We start from the raw sequence: 22,176 nt of genomic DNA, 5'->3' as shown, positions 1-22,176 counted from the left end.
GTTGTAATATGGGTAAAAAGCGTGCTCGTGATCTTGGTCTGCCATTCCCTGGTATGACAGGAGAACATAATGCTTTAACAGATGTACCAGGAGTCGAAATTGGTTTTACGACCATTATCGAAGGGGAAGGTCCGGTTCAAATCAGCAAAGGCCCCATCCGTACTGGAGTAACGGCCATCTTGCCACGAGGAAAAAAGAATACGATGCAGCCAATTTGGGCCGGTTTTTATAGTTTAAATGGAAATGGCGAGATGACAGGAGTACATTGGGTGAACGATGCCGGCTACTTTCTAAGCCCCATCTGCATCACCAATACTCACTCGGTAGGAATGGCTCATCATGCCACCACAAAATGGATGATAAACCATTTTGGCGACCAGTTCAGCAATGATCATTTATGGGCAATGCCTGTAATTGCCGAAACCTATGATGGCGTCCTTAATGACATTAACGGACAGCATATTTCTGAAGAACATGTGCTTTCGGCTATTAATAATGCAAAACCAGGGCAAGTCGCAGAAGGCAATGTCGGCGGTGGAACAGGGATGATTTGCTATGAGTTTAAAGGAGGTACGGGTACTTCCTCACGTGTTGTTAACATCAACGGCCGGACACATCATATAGGGGTCCTTGTCCAAGCCAATTTTGGATTGCGTGAGTGGCTTACCATTTTAGGTGTACCGGTCGGAAAACATATGCCGAAAGACAAACTATTGGAAAAAGAGCAGGGCTCCATTATTGTCATAATCGGAACCGACATACCGATGCTTCCACATCAGCTGCGGCGGGTTGCTAAACGTGCTGCAATTGGCATTGGGAGAAGTGGAAGCCCTGGCGGGAACAGCTCAGGAGATATTTTTCTCGCTTTTTCTACAGCAAATGAAATGGATATTCCGCAATCAGCACCAGAAAAACTGAAAATGGAGTTTGTTAATGACGAAGTTTTTGACCCGATATATGAAGCGGTTTGCCAGTCAGTTGATGAGTCTGTAGTGAATGCCCTTATTGCAGCAGAAACAATGACAACCGTGAAACCTTACGGGCATAAGGTTGAAGCGATTAACCATCAAGAGCTATTACGGATAATGAAAGAGTATAATCGAATATAATTCTTATTATCACATGTGGAGCTAGTGACTATGGCTACTATAAAGTTACAAAATAAGAACTCCGGATTACGTTAATAAATCCGGAGTTCGTTTTTTTATTGTGTTATAACAGAAATCGGAGTTGTCGGTTGTGAATTTTCCGTCATGATCGGATAGCCAACGGTTGGCGCTGAGTATTTCTGAGTGTAGCCAGTTGTATTACTGGCGATTATCCTGTAAAAATAGGTTTTTTTCTTCGATACAGACTTATCTAAAAATGTACCGTTGCCACCTACTCCTTTAGCACCTGCTACTGTCCCGACATTGGTCCATGGCCCATTAGGTGAGGCAGCCCGCTGAATTAAAAAGTCGGTTTCATTCAGTGACCGGTCTGTCCAGGTTAGGGTCACACCCGTTTTGACTGCAACTGCTGCGGGGGACTCTGGAGCCTTTGGAGCAACCGTTACGACCATCGGCCGCATCATAATATTTTCTTCATGTCCAAGCAGATGGCAATGCCACAGGTATTCCCAACCAAAGTTCACCAATTGGTTTGTGACTGCGGCCGGTTGATTGGTCGGATCTACGTTCATGAAGCCCATCGTCGACCCGAGTGGCATCGTCGGATCAAGCGGCCGTATGCTGTTAGGCAGATCGAACGGGACATCTGGAATTATCGGTCTCATCGCAATAATCACATCTTCTAATGGATTCATGCGAATTGTATCCTTCCAGCCCAATTCATTTAGATCCGGAGCCTTGATCATACCATCCCAACCTACGCGGTTAATTAATTGCACATCAAACATATGCCAGTGCATTGCATGTGTGTCCACACCGTTATGGGTGATTTTCCATATTTGTGTACCATCCGCCAGCGCCCCTAAAGGAACGGCTGCATCAGAGTTTTTAAATATTTCTGTTGGCGGATCAATGTCAACATATGGGATGGAGGTTTGTACATTAGCACTTGTGTGAGGCACTTCGACCCCTAACATCGAATTCATTCTTCCGTAATTCACATCAAAGTCTTCTATAATTGATTTAGGCTGCATTTCCATGGTTAGCCCTAGCGGTTCAGCTGTTGCTCCTGACCCGCCCCCGCCACTAACACTAACATTTGGGGCCGAACCATAGCCATCACCTCCACTGACCAATTGTACGCTAGCGACAGCTGCCGGAGCAAGAGTGGCTGAGGCTTTGGCACCCGATCCACCGCCACCTGTTATTGTGACGGTAGGTATAGAACTAAAGCCTGACCCGCCATTGGTAAGCGTTATTTTATCAACTGATGTCGAGTTAAGATTGGCCGTAGCTGCTGCACCCGATCCACCGCCGCCAACAAACTGGATTGTTGGTGCAGACGTATAGCCGGATCCTGGATTCGATAAAGTTACTGCTATAACCTTACCGCCTTTCACCGTGGCTGTTGCAGCCGCGCCGGAACCATTACCGCCAGAAATTTTTACATCAGGTGGTGAAGTGTACCTGTTACCGCCGTTTGTAACGTTTATATTTGCAATGGATGTAGGGGCTAGACTAGCTGTCGCCTTTGCTCCGGAACCACCCCCGCCTATAACAGAAACCTGTGGGACGCTAGTGTAACCGGATCCACCATTAGTCATGCCAATCGACTCAACTGCTCTTGGTGCCAATGTAGCTGTTGCTGCAGCACCCGACCCGCCGCCTCCTGATATGGTAACTATAGGTTCAGAAGTATAACCAGACCCGCCATTGGTTAAATTCAAACCGGTCAATAGGCCGTTAAAGTAGGTCATCGAGGTATCAAAAATTCTTGCATAGCCATCAGCAGGATAGGTGGTACCGAAAGCATTGTTGTAACCTGCCTGAGGGACTATTGGTTTATCTTGAAATTTTGCATAAGCGGTTGGCAATTGTTTTTTCAATGTATCTAAATTAAAGGTATTAGCTGTTCCAAGATTGGCAGAAACCTGAAACTGCATAATTGTCCTTGTGTTCGGCCCATATCCAGGCAGGGTAGACGGTGCACCGCCTGTGTCAGTTTGATCTGGGTCCCCAGTGTAATAATCGTAGCGGGTGTCAAATGCCGGAACCGGTGCTGGTGCATCGTTATAGAGAATAAGCTTAGAACCATCAGGAACACCGGAAAAATCGATAATGACATCGGCACGCTCAGCAGGACCAAGGAAAAGGGTTTTATTTGTAACATTTAAGACCGTCATACTGCGGCGGTCATAATCGTAGCCAACTGGTGTATTCGGCAGGACAACAGGATTTGGCAAAAAGCCGCTTTCTGTTCCGATTTGGATCATGCTTGGACCTGATGCCGCTGGATCAGGGACACCGCCATCACGGCCATCTGTTGGCCAAGTGCTGGGAAGACCCGCCTTTGGAACGGCCGGCACCATGCTCACTTCTCCAGCATTTGGATTATTTAAGTTGCCATTATCATCCCACATCGCATCGTTTGACTTAGCAAAATAAAGCTGCAGATTAAAGAAGCGGTCGTTGCTGGCGTTTAAAATCCTGAAACGATAAGCTTTTTTTCCAACCTTAAGGAATGGGTAGGCGGTTCCGTTAACAAACGGAGTATCCATGAAACTTTCTGGGACAACCGATACATTCGGAACTCCTGGGATTACCGGCGGTTCCCACGGTGCATTGACCGGGTCATAATAAGGGTTTGAAACTGGACCGTTCACGATCCCTGTAAATGGCGGCCAGAACCATGGTCCATAGTCCCATCTCCCCATCGCGTTTGCCCCTTCAATATCGTAAGGATTTTGGTTTGGCATATAAACATGCGGAAACCAGAGATTTCCTTCACCGCCCCATTTGGATTTATCCCAAGTCGGGTCTGTTGCGGCTAGTTGAGTGTCATTTGGGACAAAGGTCTTGTCCTGAATAATAAGCGGCATTTGCTCTGCGGGGATAACTCCCGCGTCGATTAATGCTTTTTCTGCTGAGTCTTCAAGGATGTAGCCAGCAGATTCACCCGCATATACATTAAGTCTAGTGATACCATATGAGTGATCATGGTAAAACATTAATCTAGCACTTTGTTGATTGGTGTAATAGAAGGTTTGTGAGCCCGGTTCAGGAGTGGCCATATCTGGAACATTTTGAACGCTAACTCCTTGTGGGTAATCGGTTTTTTCTCCTGCCGGAGTAATCCATTGATGTTGTGTACCATCGCTAATCCATGGAGTATTTCCACCATGCAAATGCAGGGTAGCCCGATTCTGTGTGTAATTTAGCGGGTAACCTGGTGTTACTTTCAACCCCTTGTCACCAAGGCCAGCTCCCATAACAGTGGTATCTACTGGTAAGAATAAATTTCCTCCTTCACCTGTTGAAAGATGATTGAAAAATTTTACCCTAACAGGGCGGTCCTTCTGAGCAATAATCATTGGTCCAAGGTAGTTGAAGTTGGTGATAGGGTTACCTTGAGAGTCTATTTGCCGATAGCCTCTAAGGGTTGTGGGAGGCAGGTCACTGTGAAGCTTTTCGGTATACTGCCGGAGTTCGATGATATAATAATCTGAGCCATTATAGGTTGTTGTATCTGGTACGGCTACAGGTATATACTGACCAAGATTGTTGGCATTATTTGCTCCTAATCCTGGTAGTGAATCGACAAACTTTCGGATGCCCCCGGTTCTTACATAACCGCTGCCGCCGTTAGTGATCGTAATGCTTTTCACTACTCCGTTTTCCACTATTGCTTCTGCAGCAGCTCCTGTTCCGTTGCCACCAGAGATTTCAACAGTAGGAGGGATAGAATATCCAGAACCGCCATCAACGATCGTAATTTCAGAAATAACTCCATTTGCTACGGTTGCGGTGGCTGCAGCTCCTGTACCGTCGCCGTTGATTTTCACGACTGGTCCATCAGTGGGAAGCTGACTGTTGGCGTAATTAGGAATTTTGCCAAAGTAATCCGGAGTTGCGCCCGGCGTAAGCGTAGGTGTTGCGTCTTGGCTATTTACTGCCTCCATTTTAACTGATAATCGGTCAGCAGCAGCTTGTCGGTCAGCAGCAGTAATTTTGCTCTTTTTCTTGTTGACTACCTCTGTACTATTTTTGGTTTTGCTTTCTACTTTGGCGATAGTAGTCTGACCAGACGCCTGAAACAAAAGTAATAAACACAAAATGACGGTAAACAAGATTTTAAATCTTTTTTTCATAAGCAAAAACCTCCCCCGATATAAAGAATGTCGTTCATTTTAAAGAACAAGCAAATTATACACCCCCTAAATTTTTCAAAAATAAAATATGAATTTCAATATAATAATACAGTTTTAACAGAAAGCAGAAAATAAAATGTTCTCGATAACAAACGACTGATTTTGCTAGGTTTTATTACGAATAAAGAGTTTTTTGTAGAAATTTGCTATTTTAAAATATTATATAAACATTATGGAAATAGTAGAATCTGCTAATGAATGTAAGATGGAGTAGAGGACTATATGGGGAGATTAAAAAAGAGGAGGGAGGTGCACGTGCACTCCTCCTCATAAACGCGTTAAACTAATTGTACTTCCATCCATTTACGGACACTGTTAATAAACCAGATTTTCTCGCTATTATACAAATCTGCCAGCGTGAGTGTTTTTTCTTGGATCTCACCATTTTTTATAAGAACATCACGAAAAGTACCAGCTAATAGTCCGCTTTTTACGGAGGGTGTCCATAATAATCCGCCTATTTGCAAAACGATGTTCCCATTTGTAAATTCCGTCAATTCTTCATCTGCATTCCAAAGAATGACATCGAAAATGTCACCCGGTTTTTTCTTCTGGAATTGCGTATAAATGTCACGATATGTTGTCTTATGATATAGAAATAGGTGTTCCTTGCTAACTGGTTTGTCGGCAAGAGTAACCTTTACGACAGAATCCATTTGGTTAATAGGACTACCTTCGATTGAAAACTTGCCTTGCTGGTCCAAGAGAAGACGAACTTTCAATTGACCAGTATTATGGTTAATTGAAAAGTCATTCAATGTCCTTCTGATGCCACTAAACTCAAACGGAAAACCGAAGTATTTCGCTGAATTTTTCAAGCGTTGGATATGCTCATCCAATAAAAAGAAGCTGCCATCCTCCAATAACAAACTTTCTAACAATTGAAACTCCGGACTGTCCGCTTCAAGCAGACTTGCTTTAGTGAGAATTTCTTCATACTCGCCAAAAGAGGTAGAATCCCAAGTGATTCCACCACCCACACCGTAGGTGGCCTTCTCTGAAAGATGATCAATCAAAACGGTTCTTATTGGTACATTAAAAATAGCTTCCTTGTACGGCGTGATATATCCAATCGCACCGCAATAAACATCCCGCGGTTCTGTTTCCAAGTCAGAAATGATTTTCATCGTGCTAATCTTAGGTGCGCCTGTTATAGACCCGCATGGAAAAAGGGCCTTAAATATATCAACGAGTTTGATATTATCAGCAACCTCTGCCGTTATCGTTGAGGTCATTTGATGTACGGTCGGATAATGTTCTATTTCAAAAAGCTTTGGAACTGAAACTGTGCCCGGCTCGGCGATCATCCCTAAATCATTTCGCAATAGGTCCACAATCATCAGGTTCTCTGCCCGGTTTTTTTTCGAATCGAAAAGCCAGTTCGAATTTGCTTTATCTTCCTCCAATGTTTTTCCTCTTTTTATTGTACCTTTCATCGGCCGGGTTGTGATATGACTGCCATTCCAGTGAAAAAACAATTCAGGAGAGGCTGATAAAATACTCTGATCACCAGTATTAATGTAAGCACAATAATTCGATGACTGAGCTTTTTTTAGTTTTTCAAAAAAAGCAAGATCGTCTCCTTGAATGTGTGAGTTTAACCTAATCGTATAGTTGGTCTGGTATGTATCGCCGCATTCAATGGATTGTTTAATGAAATCTATCGCTTGATAATACTGATCCATATTAACAGACGGAACCCAGTCCGTATGTGTATAGTCGCCGTTACTGCTAACCTGTTGATAGATCGGTTCTTGAAAAATACCAAACCAAAGCAGGGGATAGCTGCCGCCATCCACAACTTTAAAAGCCGAATCAAAGGCTGGCGCACTTTCATATGACAGAAACCCCGCTGCATAATAGCCATTGTCCACCCATTCTTGAAGGCGTTTAAAGCTTGGCAATACCTCTGCAATTGTCTGAGCCACAATAACCTCAATTGGATTTTGAAATGCAAGCGGCTTAATTTCCCCAGATGAATCGGCAAATTCGAAGGTTAATAGAGGTGCTTTATGTTTCATTTGTCTTTTCCTTTATAAAAAAATTTCGGAGCATGTCCATTCCGTTTTCCGTTAAAATAGATTCTGGATGAAATTGAACGCCTTCCACTTTATATTCCTTATGGCGAAGGGCCATAATTTCCCCGTCCTCACTTCTAGCACTAATCTCTAAGCAGGGGGGAAGGGTGGATTTTTCGACTATTAATGAATGATATCGTGTGACTTGAAATGGTGAAGGCAGTCCTGTGAAGACACCACGCTTGTCATGCTTGATGAAAGAAATTTTTCCATGCATTGGTTTAGCAGCTTTAATAACGTTTCCGCCAAATGCTTGGGCAATGGTCTGATGCCCAAGGCAGACACCCAATATAGGTATTTCCCGATGAAATCTTTTTACAACTTCCAAACATAGACCAGCGGTATCTGGATTTCCCGGTCCGGGAGAAATCAAAATAAAATCAGGCTGCATGATTTCTATTGTTTCCAAGGTTAACTGGTCATTCCGAATCACCACTACTTCTTCACCGATATTACGGATGTATTGGACTAAATTGAACGTGAACGAATCATAGTTGTCGATAACTAAAATCACAGTAACTAATGACACCACCTAGATTTAAAAAATGTCCCTTTTCTAAAAGAAATTGTTTTTCCATATTAAAGCACTACTTTAGGATAAAAATAACTTATTTCCTCTTATACTTCCATGTGCTTGAAGACTTGCACAAGGTAATAAAAGACTTTCTACACCGAACACTTGGTAAAATCACCAGTTTGGCAACCAATTAAGGGTATTGATGCCCGAAACTGTGCAAAATCCATCGGTACGGTAACCAATTAAGGGTATTGGTGTCCGAAACTGTGCAAAATCCATCGGTACGGTAACCAAGAAAGCGTATTGGCGCCCGAAACTGTGCCAAGTCCCTTGGTACGGTAACCAATAAAGGGTATTGGTGCCCGAAACCGAGCAAAATCTATCGCTACGGTAATCAATAAAGGGTATTGGTGCCCGAAACCGAGCAAAATCTTCCGCTACGGTAATCAATAAAGCGTATTGGTGCCCGAAACTGTGCCAAGTCCATCGGTACGGTAACCAATAAAGCGTATTGGTGCCTGGAACTGTGCAAAATTCATCGGTACGGTAACCAATAAAGGGTATTGGTGCCCGAAACCGAGCAAAATCTTCCGCTACGGTAACCAATAAAGCGTATTGGTGCCTGGAACTGTGCCAAGTCCATCGGTACGGTAACCAATAAAGCGTATTGGTGCCCGAAACTGTGCCAAGTCCATCGGTACGGTAACCAATAAAGCGTATTGGTGCCTGGAACTGTGCAAAATTTATCGGTACGGTAACCAATAAAGCGTATTGGTGCCCGAAACCGAGCAAAATCTTCCGCTACGGTAATCAATAAAGCGTATTGGTGCCTAGAACTGTGCAAAATCCATCGGTACGGTAGCCAATAAAGGGTATTGGTGCCCGAAACTGTGCAAAATCCACCGCTACGGTAACCAATAAGTGCTCAAGGAATCAGAGAAATTCACCAACATGGTTGCAATTTAAAACTGCAAAGTTTACGAAAACCACCTAAATAATAAACAAAATTCAAATATTAGTATACAATCACATGGAGTAATTAGTAAACTTGGCCTGTTTTTTCTGCTTAACTTTAAGAGATATTTTTCCAAAAGGTGAAAGTTTTTCTTTTAAAATAAAGGGGTTATCAAATATTAAAATGAGTAATTGGTCCTATTAGTCCTCGAGTAATGGATTTTGCTGTTAGGCACCTTTGTTGAAAGTTAAAATTTTTATACCTATAATCTTTTAAGTAAACGTTTTTTATTACTACATAAAGAGGTGTGACAAAAATGAAATTAGTAGCAATTGTGGGAAGTTTACGGAAAGATTCTTATAATAGGGGTTTGGCAGAAACGATTAAGGAGAGGTTTGTTCAAAACATTGAATTAGAGATTCTTGAAATCGGACAACTTCCGCATTATAACCAAGATGATGAATTTAATCCTTCTGAGCTTGTATTGGAGTTCAAGAGAAAGGTTAAAGAAGCTGACGGTGTTATTATTATTACTCCTGAATTCAACTGGTCGATTCCTGGCGTGTTAAAAAATGCGCTTGATTGGCTGTCCCGAGTCGATAAAGTCTTGATTGGAAAACCGGTTATGACCGGCGGTGCTACAATGGGCATAGCAGGAACACTGCGCGCCCAACTGCAAATACGTGAAATCTTAACAGCACTTCAGGTAAAGCTATTACCACCTGTAGGAAACGAAATTCTTATCAGCCAGGCACATACGAAATTCGATGAAGAAACAGGACTTCTGAAAGAAGAAGCAACTCTGAAATTCGTCGATGATGTCGTCGAAAGATTCGTCGCTTTCATTAAAGAATAAACTCATTTAAACTGTAAAACGCCGGGGGCAGGGCTCCCGGCGCTGGTTTATACACCAATAAAATACTGGATAAGGGTTATTCCTGCTAGAAACGCAAAATTATAAATGCTGAATTTTATTAAGTATTTCTTATTTTCTTCTGGAAACTCCCTAATGAATAGTTTATATGAAATGACACTTGCCAGTGAAGCAATAATCGTGCCAAGTCCCCCAATGTTGACGCCTAGTAATAACGGCTGCCAATCTGACGTGAATTTTGCCAGCAGGAGGGAGGCAGGAACATTGCTGATGAATTGGCTTAAAAGAATCGAAGTAAAGAAAACAGAATGTGAACCGTCAAGACTTTCACTTGCAAACGTGTTTACGATGCTGGTATTCGCTATATTTCCGATGAAAACAAAAAAGCAAATAAACGTAATTAACAAGGTATAATCTATTTTTCTCAATAAATGAATATCTAGTAAACAAACTGCAGCTAACGTTAGGAATAAGGCAAGCTTGTCACTAACCACACCAAAGATAGAGGCAATGATGACGGTAAACACAATTCCCCAAACCACCGCTTTTTTTCTTCCCTCTAAAGTAGAAGCCGGAAACACAACATTTAATTCTTTCCCTTTTAGTCTCATCAATAGAATTCCAAGTAAAACAATTCCCAAAATAGCTAATAGAAAAATCGTTCCGAAAAACTGTGAAGGTTTAATTCCGTAATAAGTAAAGATGAACAGGTTCTGCGGATTTCCCATTGGTGTCAGGCTGCTGCCTAGATTGGCGGCGATAGTTTGCAGGATAATCGTTTCCATCATGTTGATCTTCATCTTTTTGCTAATAATCATTGTTAACGGTACAAAGGTTATTAAGGCTACATCATTGGTAACGAACATCGAGCAAAAGAAGCATAAAAAAACGAGAATCGCTGATACTTTTTTGCTAGTATGGCATTTATTTAAAATTGAAATCGCGAATTTGTCTAATAGTTTCAGTTCCTCGAAGGCCTTAATGACCACCATAAGGTTAAATAAACTAATGATAACCTTGAGATTTATATATTCAAGCTTTGGAGGGTGTAGGAAGCAGCTTGCCAATGCTAATATAAGTGAAACCGTGAATACGAAGTCTTGTTTTAAAAAAGCAACGGGCAAACCTAGTCTTTTCTGTTTTTGAACAACAACATATTCTTTCACAAGAGATCACCAAAAAGGGTAGGATTTTTTCAACAATGATAACATTATGATTAAATCCGATTCCTGTCAATTAAATTTTATAGCCATTAAGCAATGAGGGGCTGACCCCAAGATTAGAGTCAGCCCCATTAAAATTTTCCATTTTATTCTACTGTAACGGATAAAGACTTAATTAACAGGGACGGCGACCCGATTGGTGAGAGAGGGAAGGTAAGGTCGGAGCCTATTTTCTCCACATCAGTCAAAAGCTGATAGAAATTCCCCGCGATCGTCATAAGATTGACCGGAAAATGGACCTTTCCGTCCTTTACATAAAATCCATTGGCGGCAACAGAAAAGTCACCGGATACTTGGTTCGCACCTGAATGTAAGCCGGATAAACTGGTAATCAACACGCCTTCGGCCATCGTAGAAACCAACTCTTCCAGAGATGATTCTAAAGGAAGAATATAAAGATTGGAAGGACCAACCTTGACGGCACCTTTATAGGAATCTTTCTGGGCATGGCCGGTTGTGACCGTTTGGTCCTTTTTAGCTGTTTTTAGATTATGGAGGAAGGATTGCAATACCCCAGATTCCACCAAGGTAAGTTTCTCCGTTGCTACTCCTTCACTGTCAAAATTCCTGCTGCCAAGCCCTTCTTCAAGGAATGGATCATCGACGATTGTTACCATCGAACTCGCTATTTGCTTACCCAGTTTATTTTTAAGTGAAGATAACCCCGCTTGAGTGTTTTCCGCCGAAAAATTATCGGAAAAAGTAGCCAGCAGGCTGGCGGCTGCATCATTACGTAACAGGACAGGGTAATCCTTACTCGTAATATTTCTCGAACCCAACTGTGATAAGGCTTCCTCAGCTGCTCTTTTAGCTATCTCCTTGGCATCCAGACTTTGGAAGTCCTTCGTTACTTTAAATTCAAAGGATGTCTTGGTTTCCTCCCCATCTTTCACAATCGCTTCCACCATGACATACAAATAATTCATCTGATCACTCAAGGACAATCCTTTATTATTGGAAAGGCTTTTGGTTACCGATGTAGTACGAATTAAACAATAATCTGTTGCCACAATTCGCGGGTCCATTGCCAGCAATTCACGTTCCACGTCTTTAATAAATTGAATCTTTTCCGGAATGGTTACCTCATTTAAGGCGGTAGAAAAAAAGTGCCGGTCCTCATAAGAGCTGCTGCCCGCAAAAATTTCTTCCACATCCTCGTCAGGCATGAACTCAGCATTTTCTTTTGCATTTTTTAATAGAAAGGGGATAGAGGCATCATCTAATTTTTCCGTATAGGCGTAACCCATTTTCCCGTCAATAATACCACGGAAAGAAACACCGCCGTCTTCCGCGATTTCGTATTGGTCGATTACGCCTTTAAAAATTTGGCAGCCAAAAACTTCTTTCCTTTCAAAATATATTTCTACATCTGAAAAGCCAATCGCGGCAGCTTCTTCAAATAGCTTCACCTGAAATTCTTGAATCCTCATCTCTTATTCCCCCTTTGTCCCGCCAACAGTGATTTCACTTACCCGAATCATTGGCTGGCCGACGTTCACCGGGATACTGCCGCTCAAGGAACCGCACATTCCCGCACCATGCCCCAGATTGTTGCCAACCATATCGACAAGCTGCAAGGTTTTCGGGCCATTTCCAATTAAAGTGGCACCCTTTAAGGGCTTGCCTATTTTTCCATTTTTCACTTCATATGCTTCCATGATGGCAAAGTTGTAATCCCCTGTTGCTGGGTTGACCTGGCCGCCGCCCATGTACTTGGCATATATTCCATTCTCAGTCGCCGCGATGATTTCTCCCGGTCTTGATTTGCCTGGGGCGATATACGTATTCGTCATCCTTGAGGTAGGGGCAAAGCGGAAGGATTGCCTTCTGCCGGAACCCGTAGATTCCATTCCCATCCGGCGTGAATTAAATTTATCAATTAAATAGCCTGTTAAAATCCCATTTTCGATTAACACATTTTTTCGCGCCTTTTCACCTTCATCGTCGATGTTAATGGATCCCCATTCATTTGGAATTGTGCCATCATCAATGTATGTAACGATTTCCGGAGCAACTCTTTCCCCGATGCGATTGGCGAATACAGAATTATTTTTCGCGACGGCGGTAGCCTCTAAGCCATGTCCGCAGGCCTCATGAAAAATTACCCCTCCAAACTCATTATCAATAATCACAGGGAATTTGCCGCTCGGGCACGGGCTGGCATCGAGCATGGTTACGGCAATCCGGGCAGCTTCGTTGGCATAATGATCGAGATTTAAGTTTTCGATAAATTCAAAGCCGCTATGGGCACCCGGTCCGTAAAATCCAGTTTCCATTTTATTGCCGCTTACAGCAACGGCTTGGATGGCCAGTCTTGAGCGGACCCGTTTGTCTTCGGCCCATTTTCCTTCCGAATTGGCAATTAGAACATTCTGTTCTTCGTCCATCAAGCGGACAGTGACTTGAGAAATACTAGAATGGTAGTTTTTGCAAGTATCTGATGCCTTTTTCATGACGGCAATTTTTCGAGATTTAACGACCTCTTGCGGCATCATTTGGATCGGGTGGAGCGTCCCGTACGCCTCTTGAACAAATGGGGCAGGGGAAATGACACTGTTTCCTTTAATGGCTTGTGCCGCATTTTTCGCAGCCTTCACCAGACCGTCCTTGCTGAAATCAGTGGTATAGGCATAGACACTTTGCAATCCCTTAAATACACGGATCCCAACCCCAAAATCACGTCCGGAGAGGGCGGTTTCAATTTTACTGCTTCTTAACGTAATGTTATTGGTAAACCGATCCTCTACAAAGATCTCAGAAAAATCGCCGCCAGTGGATAAAGCTGCTGTTAGTACATCTTCAATTAATGATTGACTTAGCATGATGACCTCCTATGTATTTTATTTTTCTACATTAATATCAAACTACAATGTAATAGTCGGAAGAGGGCATGTCTTGGTTTCGCATTTAAAATGTTTTTTTATCGACAATTATTTCAATTTTTTTGTCGACAAAAATCTGTTTACAAAACTGATGGAATTTTGGGAAAATTTTAATAATAGTTATTGGATTTACCAATTAAACGTGATACTATATTTTTGTGGATTATAACATTATGATTAACAAATAAAACTATGTTTAGTAAAGATTGCTAGTTTTAGAGATTTTTAAGTGTCGACAGACTACAGAAGGTGGTGAGGAAAAATGGATTCATTTTCCATTGAAAAACCGGTCCGGTATTACGATCAAGTCTATAACACGCTAAGAGAAATGATTGTCCAAGGGGACTTAAAACCTGGTGATAGTATATATGAAGCGAGAATCGCCAGAGATTTAAATATCAGCAGAAGTCCTGTCAGGGAAGCGGTCCGCGCTTTGGAAAAAGAGGGATTATTAGCCATTGATGAAAAGTCAAGGATCACTGTCTATAAACCAACTTTGAAGGATATCGTGGATATTTACGAGTGCCGGATGGTCTTAGAGTCATTGGCTGCTAGATTAACAACCAGGCTTGCCACAGCCCAGGAACTGCAGAATATCGAAAAAACAGTCATTGATTCGAAGCAATATTTGGACGTAGAAGGGGAGCGGAACAGACAGGCTTTGATTGCCGAAAATGGACGTTTTCACGAATTAATCATTAAATACAGCCAAAATAGAAGATTAAAGAAACAGCTGAGAGATCTACACTCATTAAGTCACTATTTCAGAACCCTAAACTTTCAAGGTGAGAATAGGGAATGGATTGTGTATAACGAACATCAGGATATTTTAGCGCAAATGAAACGAAGAGATGAAGACAAGGCAGCATTTATGATGAACAAACATCTCGAAACCGACTTGGAGCATCTGAAGGAAATTTTCACTAGATACACTAAAGAATAGAAATATAAGAAGGTCATCACAAGGATAAATGCATCATATTTTAAACTGTCGACAGACTACAGATGATTCTGGACCTTATTGCTCTAGGCGCCAGAGGATTTCTTGCAGAACTTGGTGATTTGAACTGTCGACAGGCGACACAAAATAATTATTTTAAAGAAATCCACACGAAAGGATTGAAGACAAGTTGAAAACCATTATTCAAAATGGAACCATTGTAACTGCTACTGACATTTATAAGGCAGATATCCTTATTGAGAACGGGGTCATTACCGGAATTACAAACCATTATTCAGCAGCTCCAGATGCCAATGTCATTGATGCAAGCGGGCAATATGTGTTTCCTGGAGGAATAGATGTACATACTCATCTTGCCTGGCCATTCCAAAGCACTGGAACGGCTGACGATTTTGTAAGCGGAACCAGAGCGGCAGCGGCAGGCGGGATTACCAGCATCATTAATTTTACCAATCCTAAAAAAGGCCAGACACTTCTTGATAATTTACAAGAATGGAAGAAAAAAGGTGAGTCGTCGCTAATCGACTACGGTTTTCACTCCATAATTAGCGAATACAACGAACATGTTCTGGAGGAACTACCGATCCTCGCAGATAAAGAAGGTATTACTTCTATTAAACTATTTATGGCCTACAAGGGCGAGTTGATGGTGAATGACCGTGAAATGTATAAAATCTTGAAAAGAGCGGGGGAAGCAGGGATTATCACAAATGTCCATGCGGAAAACGGCGATATTATTGATGAATTAATTGCGGAGTCTCTTGCAAAAGGAAATACCGAGCCTATCTATCATGCCTACACAAGACCGCCGATTACTGAATCAGAGGCAACCGGAAGAGCGCTTGCCATCGCAGAAGCAGCCAATGCTCCAATTTACATCGTTCATGTAAGCTGTGCTGATGCACTTCAAAAAGTTGCAGAGGCAAAAAAACGCGGGGTGCAAGTAACCGCGGAAACATGCCCTCATTACCTTGTTCTTGATGAAAGCTATTTAGAACTGCCAGATTTTGAAAGTGGAAAATATGTCTGTTCTCCGCCGCTTCGTGAAAAATGGAACCAGGACCTTCTGTGGAAGGGGATTGCCTCTGGCTTAATTTCAACGGTAGGGTCGGACCATTGCCCATTCCTTTTCGAAGGACAGAAGACTTTAGGCAGGGACAATTTTGCAAAGATTCCTAATGGTGTACCTGGACTCGAGGATATTTTCTCCATCGTTTATCATTTCGGAGTTAATGAGGGAAGAATATCACTCCAAAAATTTGTCGAGGTCATCTCCACTGGGCCTGCCAAAACATTTGGCCTCTATCCGAAAAAAGGAAGTATCGGAATTGGTTTCGATGCTGATCTTGTCCTATTTAATCCAAATGCTTCAAGGGTCATTACTCATAAAAAACAATATCAAAATGTTGATTACAATCTTTACGAAGGTATGGAAATCAAGGGTACCATTACTCGGGTGCTGTCACGTGGCGAGGAAATTGTCCGCGACGGATATGTCATTGGGGAACAAGGCCGTGGAAAGTTTCTGTTCAGAAATAAGGTTTCAAAAGTTCATTCAACAGTATCAGCGATATAAAACTTATTAATAACCCCCTAAGATGTGTTATCGAATATGAAAGGAGGTGAGGGCTGACAAGTAATTCGATAGACGCACAACACATCGTCCATTGGTTTCGTTTTTTGTGGAAAATCAATGAAATCTATTAAAGGGGGATTTTTATGCAAGGTGGAACTGGTCTTAAAGCTTCAAAAAATCCAAATGCGGCACTCGCTGCCAAACCAACGAATGTACGCTGGCGCGTGTTTATTATGCTACTTGCGCTTGTCACGATTAACTATGTGGACCGGGCAGTTTTATCGATTGCCATGCCTGCTATTCAAAAGGATCTAGCATTGGATCCAGCTCTTGTAGGAGTAATCTTAAGTTCTTTCTTCTGGGGTTATGCCCTTATGCAAATACCTTCTGGGTGGCTTTCGGATAAAATTCGTCCGGATAAAGTGGTCTATGGTGCAGCGCTAAGCTGGGGAATTGTCCAAACCTTAACAGGATTTATTAATGGACCAAAAATGTTGATGACGCTCCGTGTGTTATTGGGAATTACAGAAGCACCGGTAATGCCAGGATCGTCAAAATTGCAGGCAATTTGGCTGAGCAAAAGCGAACGGGGCCGCGGCGCTACCATCATTGATAGTGGTGCACCACTTGGAACAGCTGTAGGAGGACCGATTATTGTTGCCTTTATGGCCTGGTTTGGCGGCTGGCGAGGTGCATTGATCGGCGCAGGTATTTTGACTATCGTTGTTGCCTATCTTGTCTGGAGGGTTATCAAAGGCGGACCTAATGCCAACCCAAAAGTCAATGAAGCAGAGCGCGAATATATCAGAAAAGCACTTGAAGAAGAATATGAAGAGCACAAGCGTAATGCCACTGGTCTAAAAATAGGTCCAAAGGACTACTTAGCCGCAAGGAATTTCTGGTGCATGTGCCTTGGCTGGTTTTCGTTTAATACCGTTTTCTATGGGCTGATGACTTGGGGGCCATCTTATCTGGCACAAACACAAAACCTTGACATTAAAGCGATTGGCGGATCGATTTTAATTATTTTTGGTGCTGGGTTTATTGGTGAAATTATCGGCGGATTGATTACGGATAAATGGCGCGAAAAGGGCGGCAATGACAATACCGTTATGCGAACCATGCTGTCCATCGCCGGTATTATGACTGCGATCTCAATTTTCCTTTTATCTAAGTCAACTTCCGTAACCATGGCGATTACGACACTTTCCTTTGCACTATTCTTTCTGCGCTGGGGCGGCTTATATTGGAGTGTTCCTGCAGCCATTTCACAGCGCGAGCATGTCGGAACTGTCGGCGGATGTATGAATTTTGCCGGGAATATTGCCGGTGTCATCACACCTATTTATATCGGTATTATTGTATCGACAACAGGTTCCTATTTCTTAGCCCTTATGGTGTTCGTCTTTGCCGGAATTCTCTTGGCAACCGTATCTAGCTTAATTAACTACAATAAGAAAATTGGCACAGTCAATTAATGAAGGAGGAAAAAGTAATTATGTCAGAACCAAAGAAAATCGGAATGCTTACACCGTCGTCCAATACGGTTTTAGAGCCTATCTGCTCCAGAATGTTATACAATGTACCGGAAGTGACCTGCCATTATGGACGTTTTGAGGTAACAAAAATCTCACTGGAACAGGATGCTCTCAGCCAATTTAATTTTGAACCGATGCTGCAAGCAGCTGAACTGTTGGCCCATGCAGAAGTAGATGTGATTGCCTGGAACGGGACATCTGGCGGATGGCTTGGCTTTGATATGGATTATAAGCTTTGTGAAGAAATTACAAAAAGAACAGGTATCCCGGCAACAACTTCCATGCTGTCACAGGTAAGAGCATTTAAAGAACATAATATTAAAACGATCCACATGGTTACGCCATATATCCCAGAGATCAATAAATTAATTGTTGAACAATATAAAAAGCATTGTAATGTAGAGACAGTTAATGTTTCTGGACTTGCCCAAACTGTCAACCGTTCTTTCAGCCAAGTTTCACAGGAAAGAATTGAGGAACAGATTAAGGAAGTATGCGTGACGCCTGCAGATGCTCTAAGTGTGGTGTGTACAAATTTCCCTGCGGTTGGAAAAGTAGAATACTATGAGGAAAAGTATGAAATCCCAATGTATGACACTATCAACGTGCTAATCTGGGAGTGTTTAAAAATGGTCAATGTCGATCCTGCCAAAGTAAAGGGTTGGGGAAAACTGTTTTCAAGGGTAACAGTAAACAACTAATACTTTTTCATGAGCATTTCAACCTGGCGGGGTTGGAATGCTCTTTATTTTTAAAGAAGTAATTGGGTGCTGCATGGTGTTTTTTCGTCTTCACTGACGACTCCATACATTTTACGGGACAGAAGTTTGGCGCCCCAACCCCGATGTATACCACTTTCAATGACAGTACCAATATAAATTATACAACAATAAGGAACGCTTGAAAATTTTTTGGAAAATAAATTCTATTTTTTACAAAAACGGAGGGAAGGCAATGATCTTGCTAACTTTTTATAAAAGAGAACTGCTGCGCTTGGGGATCAAGACAGAAAGAGGAATCTTTGACGTAGAGGCAGCCGCTAGTAAACTACCCCATATTCAATCTGCGCCGAAAACAACGGCTGAACTAATTGCTTTTGGACCAGAAAAGCTCCTAGAGTTATTGGATTTGTCCAACATGGAGGATAACCTATTCTTAGATGAGGAGTCATTAACGTTTGGCCCTTGTGTTACTGAACCTCAAAAAATCATTGGCGTTGGCCTTAATTACAAGGATCATGCAGCAGAGTGCGGTCTCCCATTGCCGCCTGTACCAATCATCTTCAGCAAATTTAATACAGCCATCCGGGCCCACGGGGAAGACATCTTGTTGCCAAAAAATGCAACGCAAGTGGATTATGAAGGTGAAATTGCGATTATTATTGGTAAAAAAGCGAAAAACGTTAAGACGGAAGAGGCTCTTTCCGTTATCTATGGGTACTGTATTACCAACGATCTTACAGCCCGTGACCTTCAAAAGGTAACCGGACAGTGGCTGTTAGGAAAATCCTGCGACGGATTTTGCCCGCTTGGACCGTATCTTGTCAGTAAGGAAGAAGTAGAAAATTCCAATAATTTAAGGATTGTTACGAAGCTTAATGGGGAAGTTTGCCAGGATTCTAATACTTCCAACATGATTTTCTCATGCGAAGAACTCATCAGTTATTTATCGGATCACTTTACCCTTCAACCTGGGGACGTCATTTTGACCGGTACACCAGCAGGAGTTATACTCGGCAAACCTGAAGGACAGCAGGTTTGGTTAAAGGACGGCGACGAAATCTCAATTGAAATAGACAAATTGGGCACTTTAAAGAATAAATTTAAATCTGAAGGATATAGCAGTTCCATAGTAGAATAATAATATGATTGAAATTGAATTGTTGGAAAATTTATAAATAAATATTGAATATACTATCTGAAAATGCTAATCTTTAAATGTGTAGTATAACAGAGTTGATAAATATTATCTGTATTAATAAAGAATGCTGTAAATATAATTTCAAATTTATGGTTGTTAATCCAAACATTTATAGTTTAGGATTTTAAATAACTACTAGTTTTAAGGAGGAATTACTGCATGTCCAATTACGTTAAGACGGGCAATCTCCAGGTTGCTGATATCCTTTACCGTTTTATCAATGACGAAGCATTACCGGGAACCAATCTAGAAGCTGCTGCATTTTGGTCCAATTTCGAAAAAATTATCGAAGAACTGGCACCAAAAAATCGTGAATTACTTGCCAAGCGGGATGTAATCCAAGACAAAATTAATAAATGGCACAAGGAAAACAAACAATTTGATGCCGTAAGTTACAAACAATTTTTAAAAGAAATTGGCTACATAGAGCCTGAAGTGGAAGATTTTCAGGTCACAACAGAAAACGTTGATGAAGAAGTGGCACTTAAAGCAGGCCCTCAGCTAGTAGTGCCGGTGGATAATGCCAGATACGCCCTTAATGCGGCAAATGCCCGTTGGGGAAGCCTTTATGATGCGCTGTACGGAACAGATGCAATTAGCGAAGACGGCGGAGCAACACGTGAAGGAAATTATAATCCTGTTCGTGGTGAAAAGGTTATTGCATTCGCAAGAGAATTCCTTGACAAGTGCGTCCCTTTGAATGGCGGAACACACAAAGATGCTGTTCTATATGCAGTTGAATCAGGGAAATTGGCTGTAGCTTTAAACAATGGAAGTACTGTTTGCCTTCAAGACGAAGCTAAATTTGCGGGCTATCAAGGAAACCCTGTTGCTCCATACGCAATCTTATTGAAAAATAATGGCCTTTATTTTGAAATCCAAGTAGACCGCAGCCACCCGGTCGGGAAAACTGATAAAGCAGGAGTCAAAGATATCCTGTTAGAATCAGCTCTAACCACCATTATGGATTGTGAGGACTCGGTAGCGGCGGTTGATGCAGAAGACAAGGTTGGCGTTTACCGAAACTGGCTTGGATTGATGAAAGGGGATTTAACAGCAAGTTTCCAAAAGGACGATAAGACATTATTCCAAATTAAACCCTGACCGAGAATATACTTCACCGGACGGAAAAGACATCTCCAAAGGTCGTTCCCTAATGTTCGTCCCGTAACGTAGGCACTTAATCTAACAACTGCGATCTCCTGGATAAGGACGGAAATGAAGTTCCTGAAGGCATCATGGATGCAGTTGTGACAAGTTTGGCTGCCAAGCATACATTAATAGCAAATGGAATTATCAAAATACCAGCAAAGGTTCTATTTACATCGTTAAGCCAAAGATGCATGGATCGGCCGAGGTGGCATTCGCCAATGAACTTTTTGAACGTGTAGAAGAAATTCTTGGACTTAAAAAGAATACCTTAAAAATTGGTGTAATGGACGAAGAGCGCCGCACATCTTTAAACTTAAAGAATAGCATTTATGCGGTAAAAGAAAGAATCGTCTTCATTAATACTGGCTTCCTGGACAGAACAGGTGACGAAATGCATACATCGATGGAAATCGGTCCGATGATTCGCAAAAATGATATGAAGTCATCGCTATGGCTGCAAAGCTATGAAAAGTCAAATGTCTATAATGGCCTATCTACAGGACTGCAAGGCCGCGCGCAAATCGGTAAAGGAATGTGGGCAATGCCAGATTTAATGGCTGAAATGCTGAAGCAAAAAATCGGCCATCCGAAAGCGGGCGCCAATACGGCATGGGTTCCGTCGCCAACAGCTGCCACCCTGCATGTGCTGCATTACCACCAAGTAGACGTTACAAGTGTTCAGGAACAATTAAAAAATGAGATTAAAGATTTACGAGACGATATTTTAGAAATTCCTGTATCGCCTAGCCGTAATTGGACTGCTGAAGAAATCCAGCAGGAGCTCGACAACAACGCTCAAGGCATCCTCGGATATGTTGTCCGCTGGATTGACCAAGGGGTTGGCTGCTCCAAGGTTCTGGATATTAACAATATAGGTTTAATGGAAGACCGTGCGACGTTAAGGATTTCCAGTCAACATATTGCTAACTGGCTTCATCATGGAATTTGTACGAAAGCGCAAGTATTGGAAACACTTAAGCGGATGGCAAAAGTGGTTGATGCCCAAAACGCTGGTGATACCAACTACCGTCCGATGGCGCCTGACTATGAGGACTCAGTTGCTTTCCAGGCCGCCTGTGATCTTGTTTTTGAAGGATATAACCAGCCAAACGGCTATACCGAACCAATCCTTCACCGCCGCCGTCTAGAATTAAAAGCAAAATTATCCGTTAAAAATTAATCA

The 22,176-nt window shown here is 42.1% G+C and carries 13 protein-coding genes and 1 pseudogene; 8 read left to right on the top strand and 6 right to left on the bottom strand.

Features of this window, described 5'->3' with window-relative positions; translation table 11 throughout:
• Positions 1–8 precede the first annotated feature (8 nt).
• On the top strand, positions 9–1,109 hold the full coding sequence (locus QNN06_RS15470; RefSeq protein WP_284037856.1) for a DmpA family aminopeptidase: 1,101 nt from the start codon (positions 9–11) through the stop codon (positions 1,107–1,109).
• A gap of 95 nt (positions 1,110–1,204) precedes the next feature.
• Here the strand turns inward: QNN06_RS15470 and QNN06_RS15465 are convergent, their stop codons facing one another.
• From QNN06_RS15465 to QNN06_RS15455, 3 genes are all read right to left on the bottom strand, one after another.
• Positions 1,205–5,257, bottom strand: coding sequence for a cupredoxin domain-containing protein (locus QNN06_RS15465; RefSeq protein ID WP_284037855.1), 4,053 nt, complete (start codon positions 5,255–5,257; stop codon positions 1,205–1,207).
• A 338-nt stretch (positions 5,258–5,595) separates the two neighbouring features.
• Positions 5,596–7,338: an aminodeoxychorismate synthase component I gene (pabB, locus tag QNN06_RS15460; protein WP_217034777.1), complete on the bottom strand. Its 1,743-nt coding sequence runs from the start codon at positions 7,336–7,338 to the stop codon at positions 5,596–5,598.
• Positions 7,328–7,909: an anthranilate synthase component II gene (locus QNN06_RS15455; protein WP_213115517.1), complete on the bottom strand. Its 582-nt coding sequence runs from the start codon at positions 7,907–7,909 to the stop codon at positions 7,328–7,330. The genes pabB and QNN06_RS15455 overlap by 11 nt, the downstream gene beginning before the upstream one ends.
• Positions 7,910–9,183: 1,274 nt before the next feature.
• Between QNN06_RS15455 and QNN06_RS15450 the strand changes: the two genes are divergently transcribed.
• The gene (locus QNN06_RS15450) at positions 9,184–9,723 is read left to right on the top strand and encodes an NADPH-dependent FMN reductase (protein ID WP_213115518.1); all 540 of its coding nucleotides are present in this window, start codon (positions 9,184–9,186) and stop codon (positions 9,721–9,723) included.
• A 47-nt stretch (positions 9,724–9,770) separates the two neighbouring features.
• Here the strand turns inward: QNN06_RS15450 and QNN06_RS15445 are convergent, their stop codons facing one another.
• The 3 genes from QNN06_RS15445 to QNN06_RS15435 all read right to left on the bottom strand — a co-directional run bounded on the left by QNN06_RS15445 (position 9,771) and on the right by QNN06_RS15435 (position 13,786).
• Entirely contained in the window at positions 9,771–10,907 is a 1,137-nt protein-coding gene (locus QNN06_RS15445; protein ID WP_217034775.1) for an SLC13 family permease, read from the bottom strand.
• Between the two features lie 143 nt (positions 10,908–11,050).
• The gene (locus tag QNN06_RS15440; RefSeq protein ID WP_213115519.1) at positions 11,051–12,394 is read right to left on the bottom strand and encodes a TldD/PmbA family protein; all 1,344 of its coding nucleotides are present in this window, start codon (positions 12,392–12,394) and stop codon (positions 11,051–11,053) included.
• Positions 12,395–12,397: 3 nt separating this feature from the next.
• Positions 12,398–13,786, bottom strand: a complete 1,389-nt coding sequence (locus QNN06_RS15435) for a TldD/PmbA family protein (protein ID WP_284037854.1) — start codon at positions 13,784–13,786, stop codon at positions 12,398–12,400.
• A 322-nt stretch (positions 13,787–14,108) separates the two neighbouring features.
• Between QNN06_RS15435 and QNN06_RS15430 the strand changes: the two genes are divergently transcribed.
• From QNN06_RS15430 to QNN06_RS15405, 6 genes and pseudogenes are all read left to right on the top strand, one after another.
• Positions 14,109–14,789: a GntR family transcriptional regulator gene (locus QNN06_RS15430; RefSeq protein ID WP_213115521.1), complete on the top strand. Its 681-nt coding sequence runs from the start codon at positions 14,109–14,111 to the stop codon at positions 14,787–14,789.
• Positions 14,790–14,976: 187 nt separating this feature from the next.
• On the top strand, positions 14,977–16,383 hold the full coding sequence (hydA, locus tag QNN06_RS15425) for a dihydropyrimidinase (protein WP_213115522.1): 1,407 nt from the start codon (positions 14,977–14,979) through the stop codon (positions 16,381–16,383).
• 143 nt (positions 16,384–16,526) lie between these two features.
• The gene (locus QNN06_RS15420) at positions 16,527–17,861 is read left to right on the top strand and encodes an MFS transporter (RefSeq protein ID WP_217034769.1); all 1,335 of its coding nucleotides are present in this window, start codon (positions 16,527–16,529) and stop codon (positions 17,859–17,861) included.
• Between the two features lie 20 nt (positions 17,862–17,881).
• Positions 17,882–18,622: a maleate cis-trans isomerase family protein gene (locus QNN06_RS15415; RefSeq protein ID WP_284037853.1), complete on the top strand. Its 741-nt coding sequence runs from the start codon at positions 17,882–17,884 to the stop codon at positions 18,620–18,622.
• 253 nt (positions 18,623–18,875) lie between these two features.
• Positions 18,876–19,781 (top strand): fumarylacetoacetate hydrolase family protein, encoded by a 906-nt coding sequence (locus QNN06_RS15410; protein ID WP_284037852.1) that lies wholly within the window; start codon positions 18,876–18,878, stop codon positions 19,779–19,781.
• Between the two features lie 219 nt (positions 19,782–20,000).
• Positions 20,001–22,173, top strand: a pseudogene (locus QNN06_RS15405) (malate synthase G).
• The last annotated feature ends 3 nt before the right edge of the window (positions 22,174–22,176 follow it).

The organism is Neobacillus sp. 114, from assembly GCF_030127045.1.
Classification (GTDB): domain Bacteria; phylum Bacillota; class Bacilli; order Bacillales; family Cytobacillaceae; genus Neobacillus; species Neobacillus rhizophilus.
This window is presented reverse-complemented; position numbering and strand designations above follow the sequence as displayed.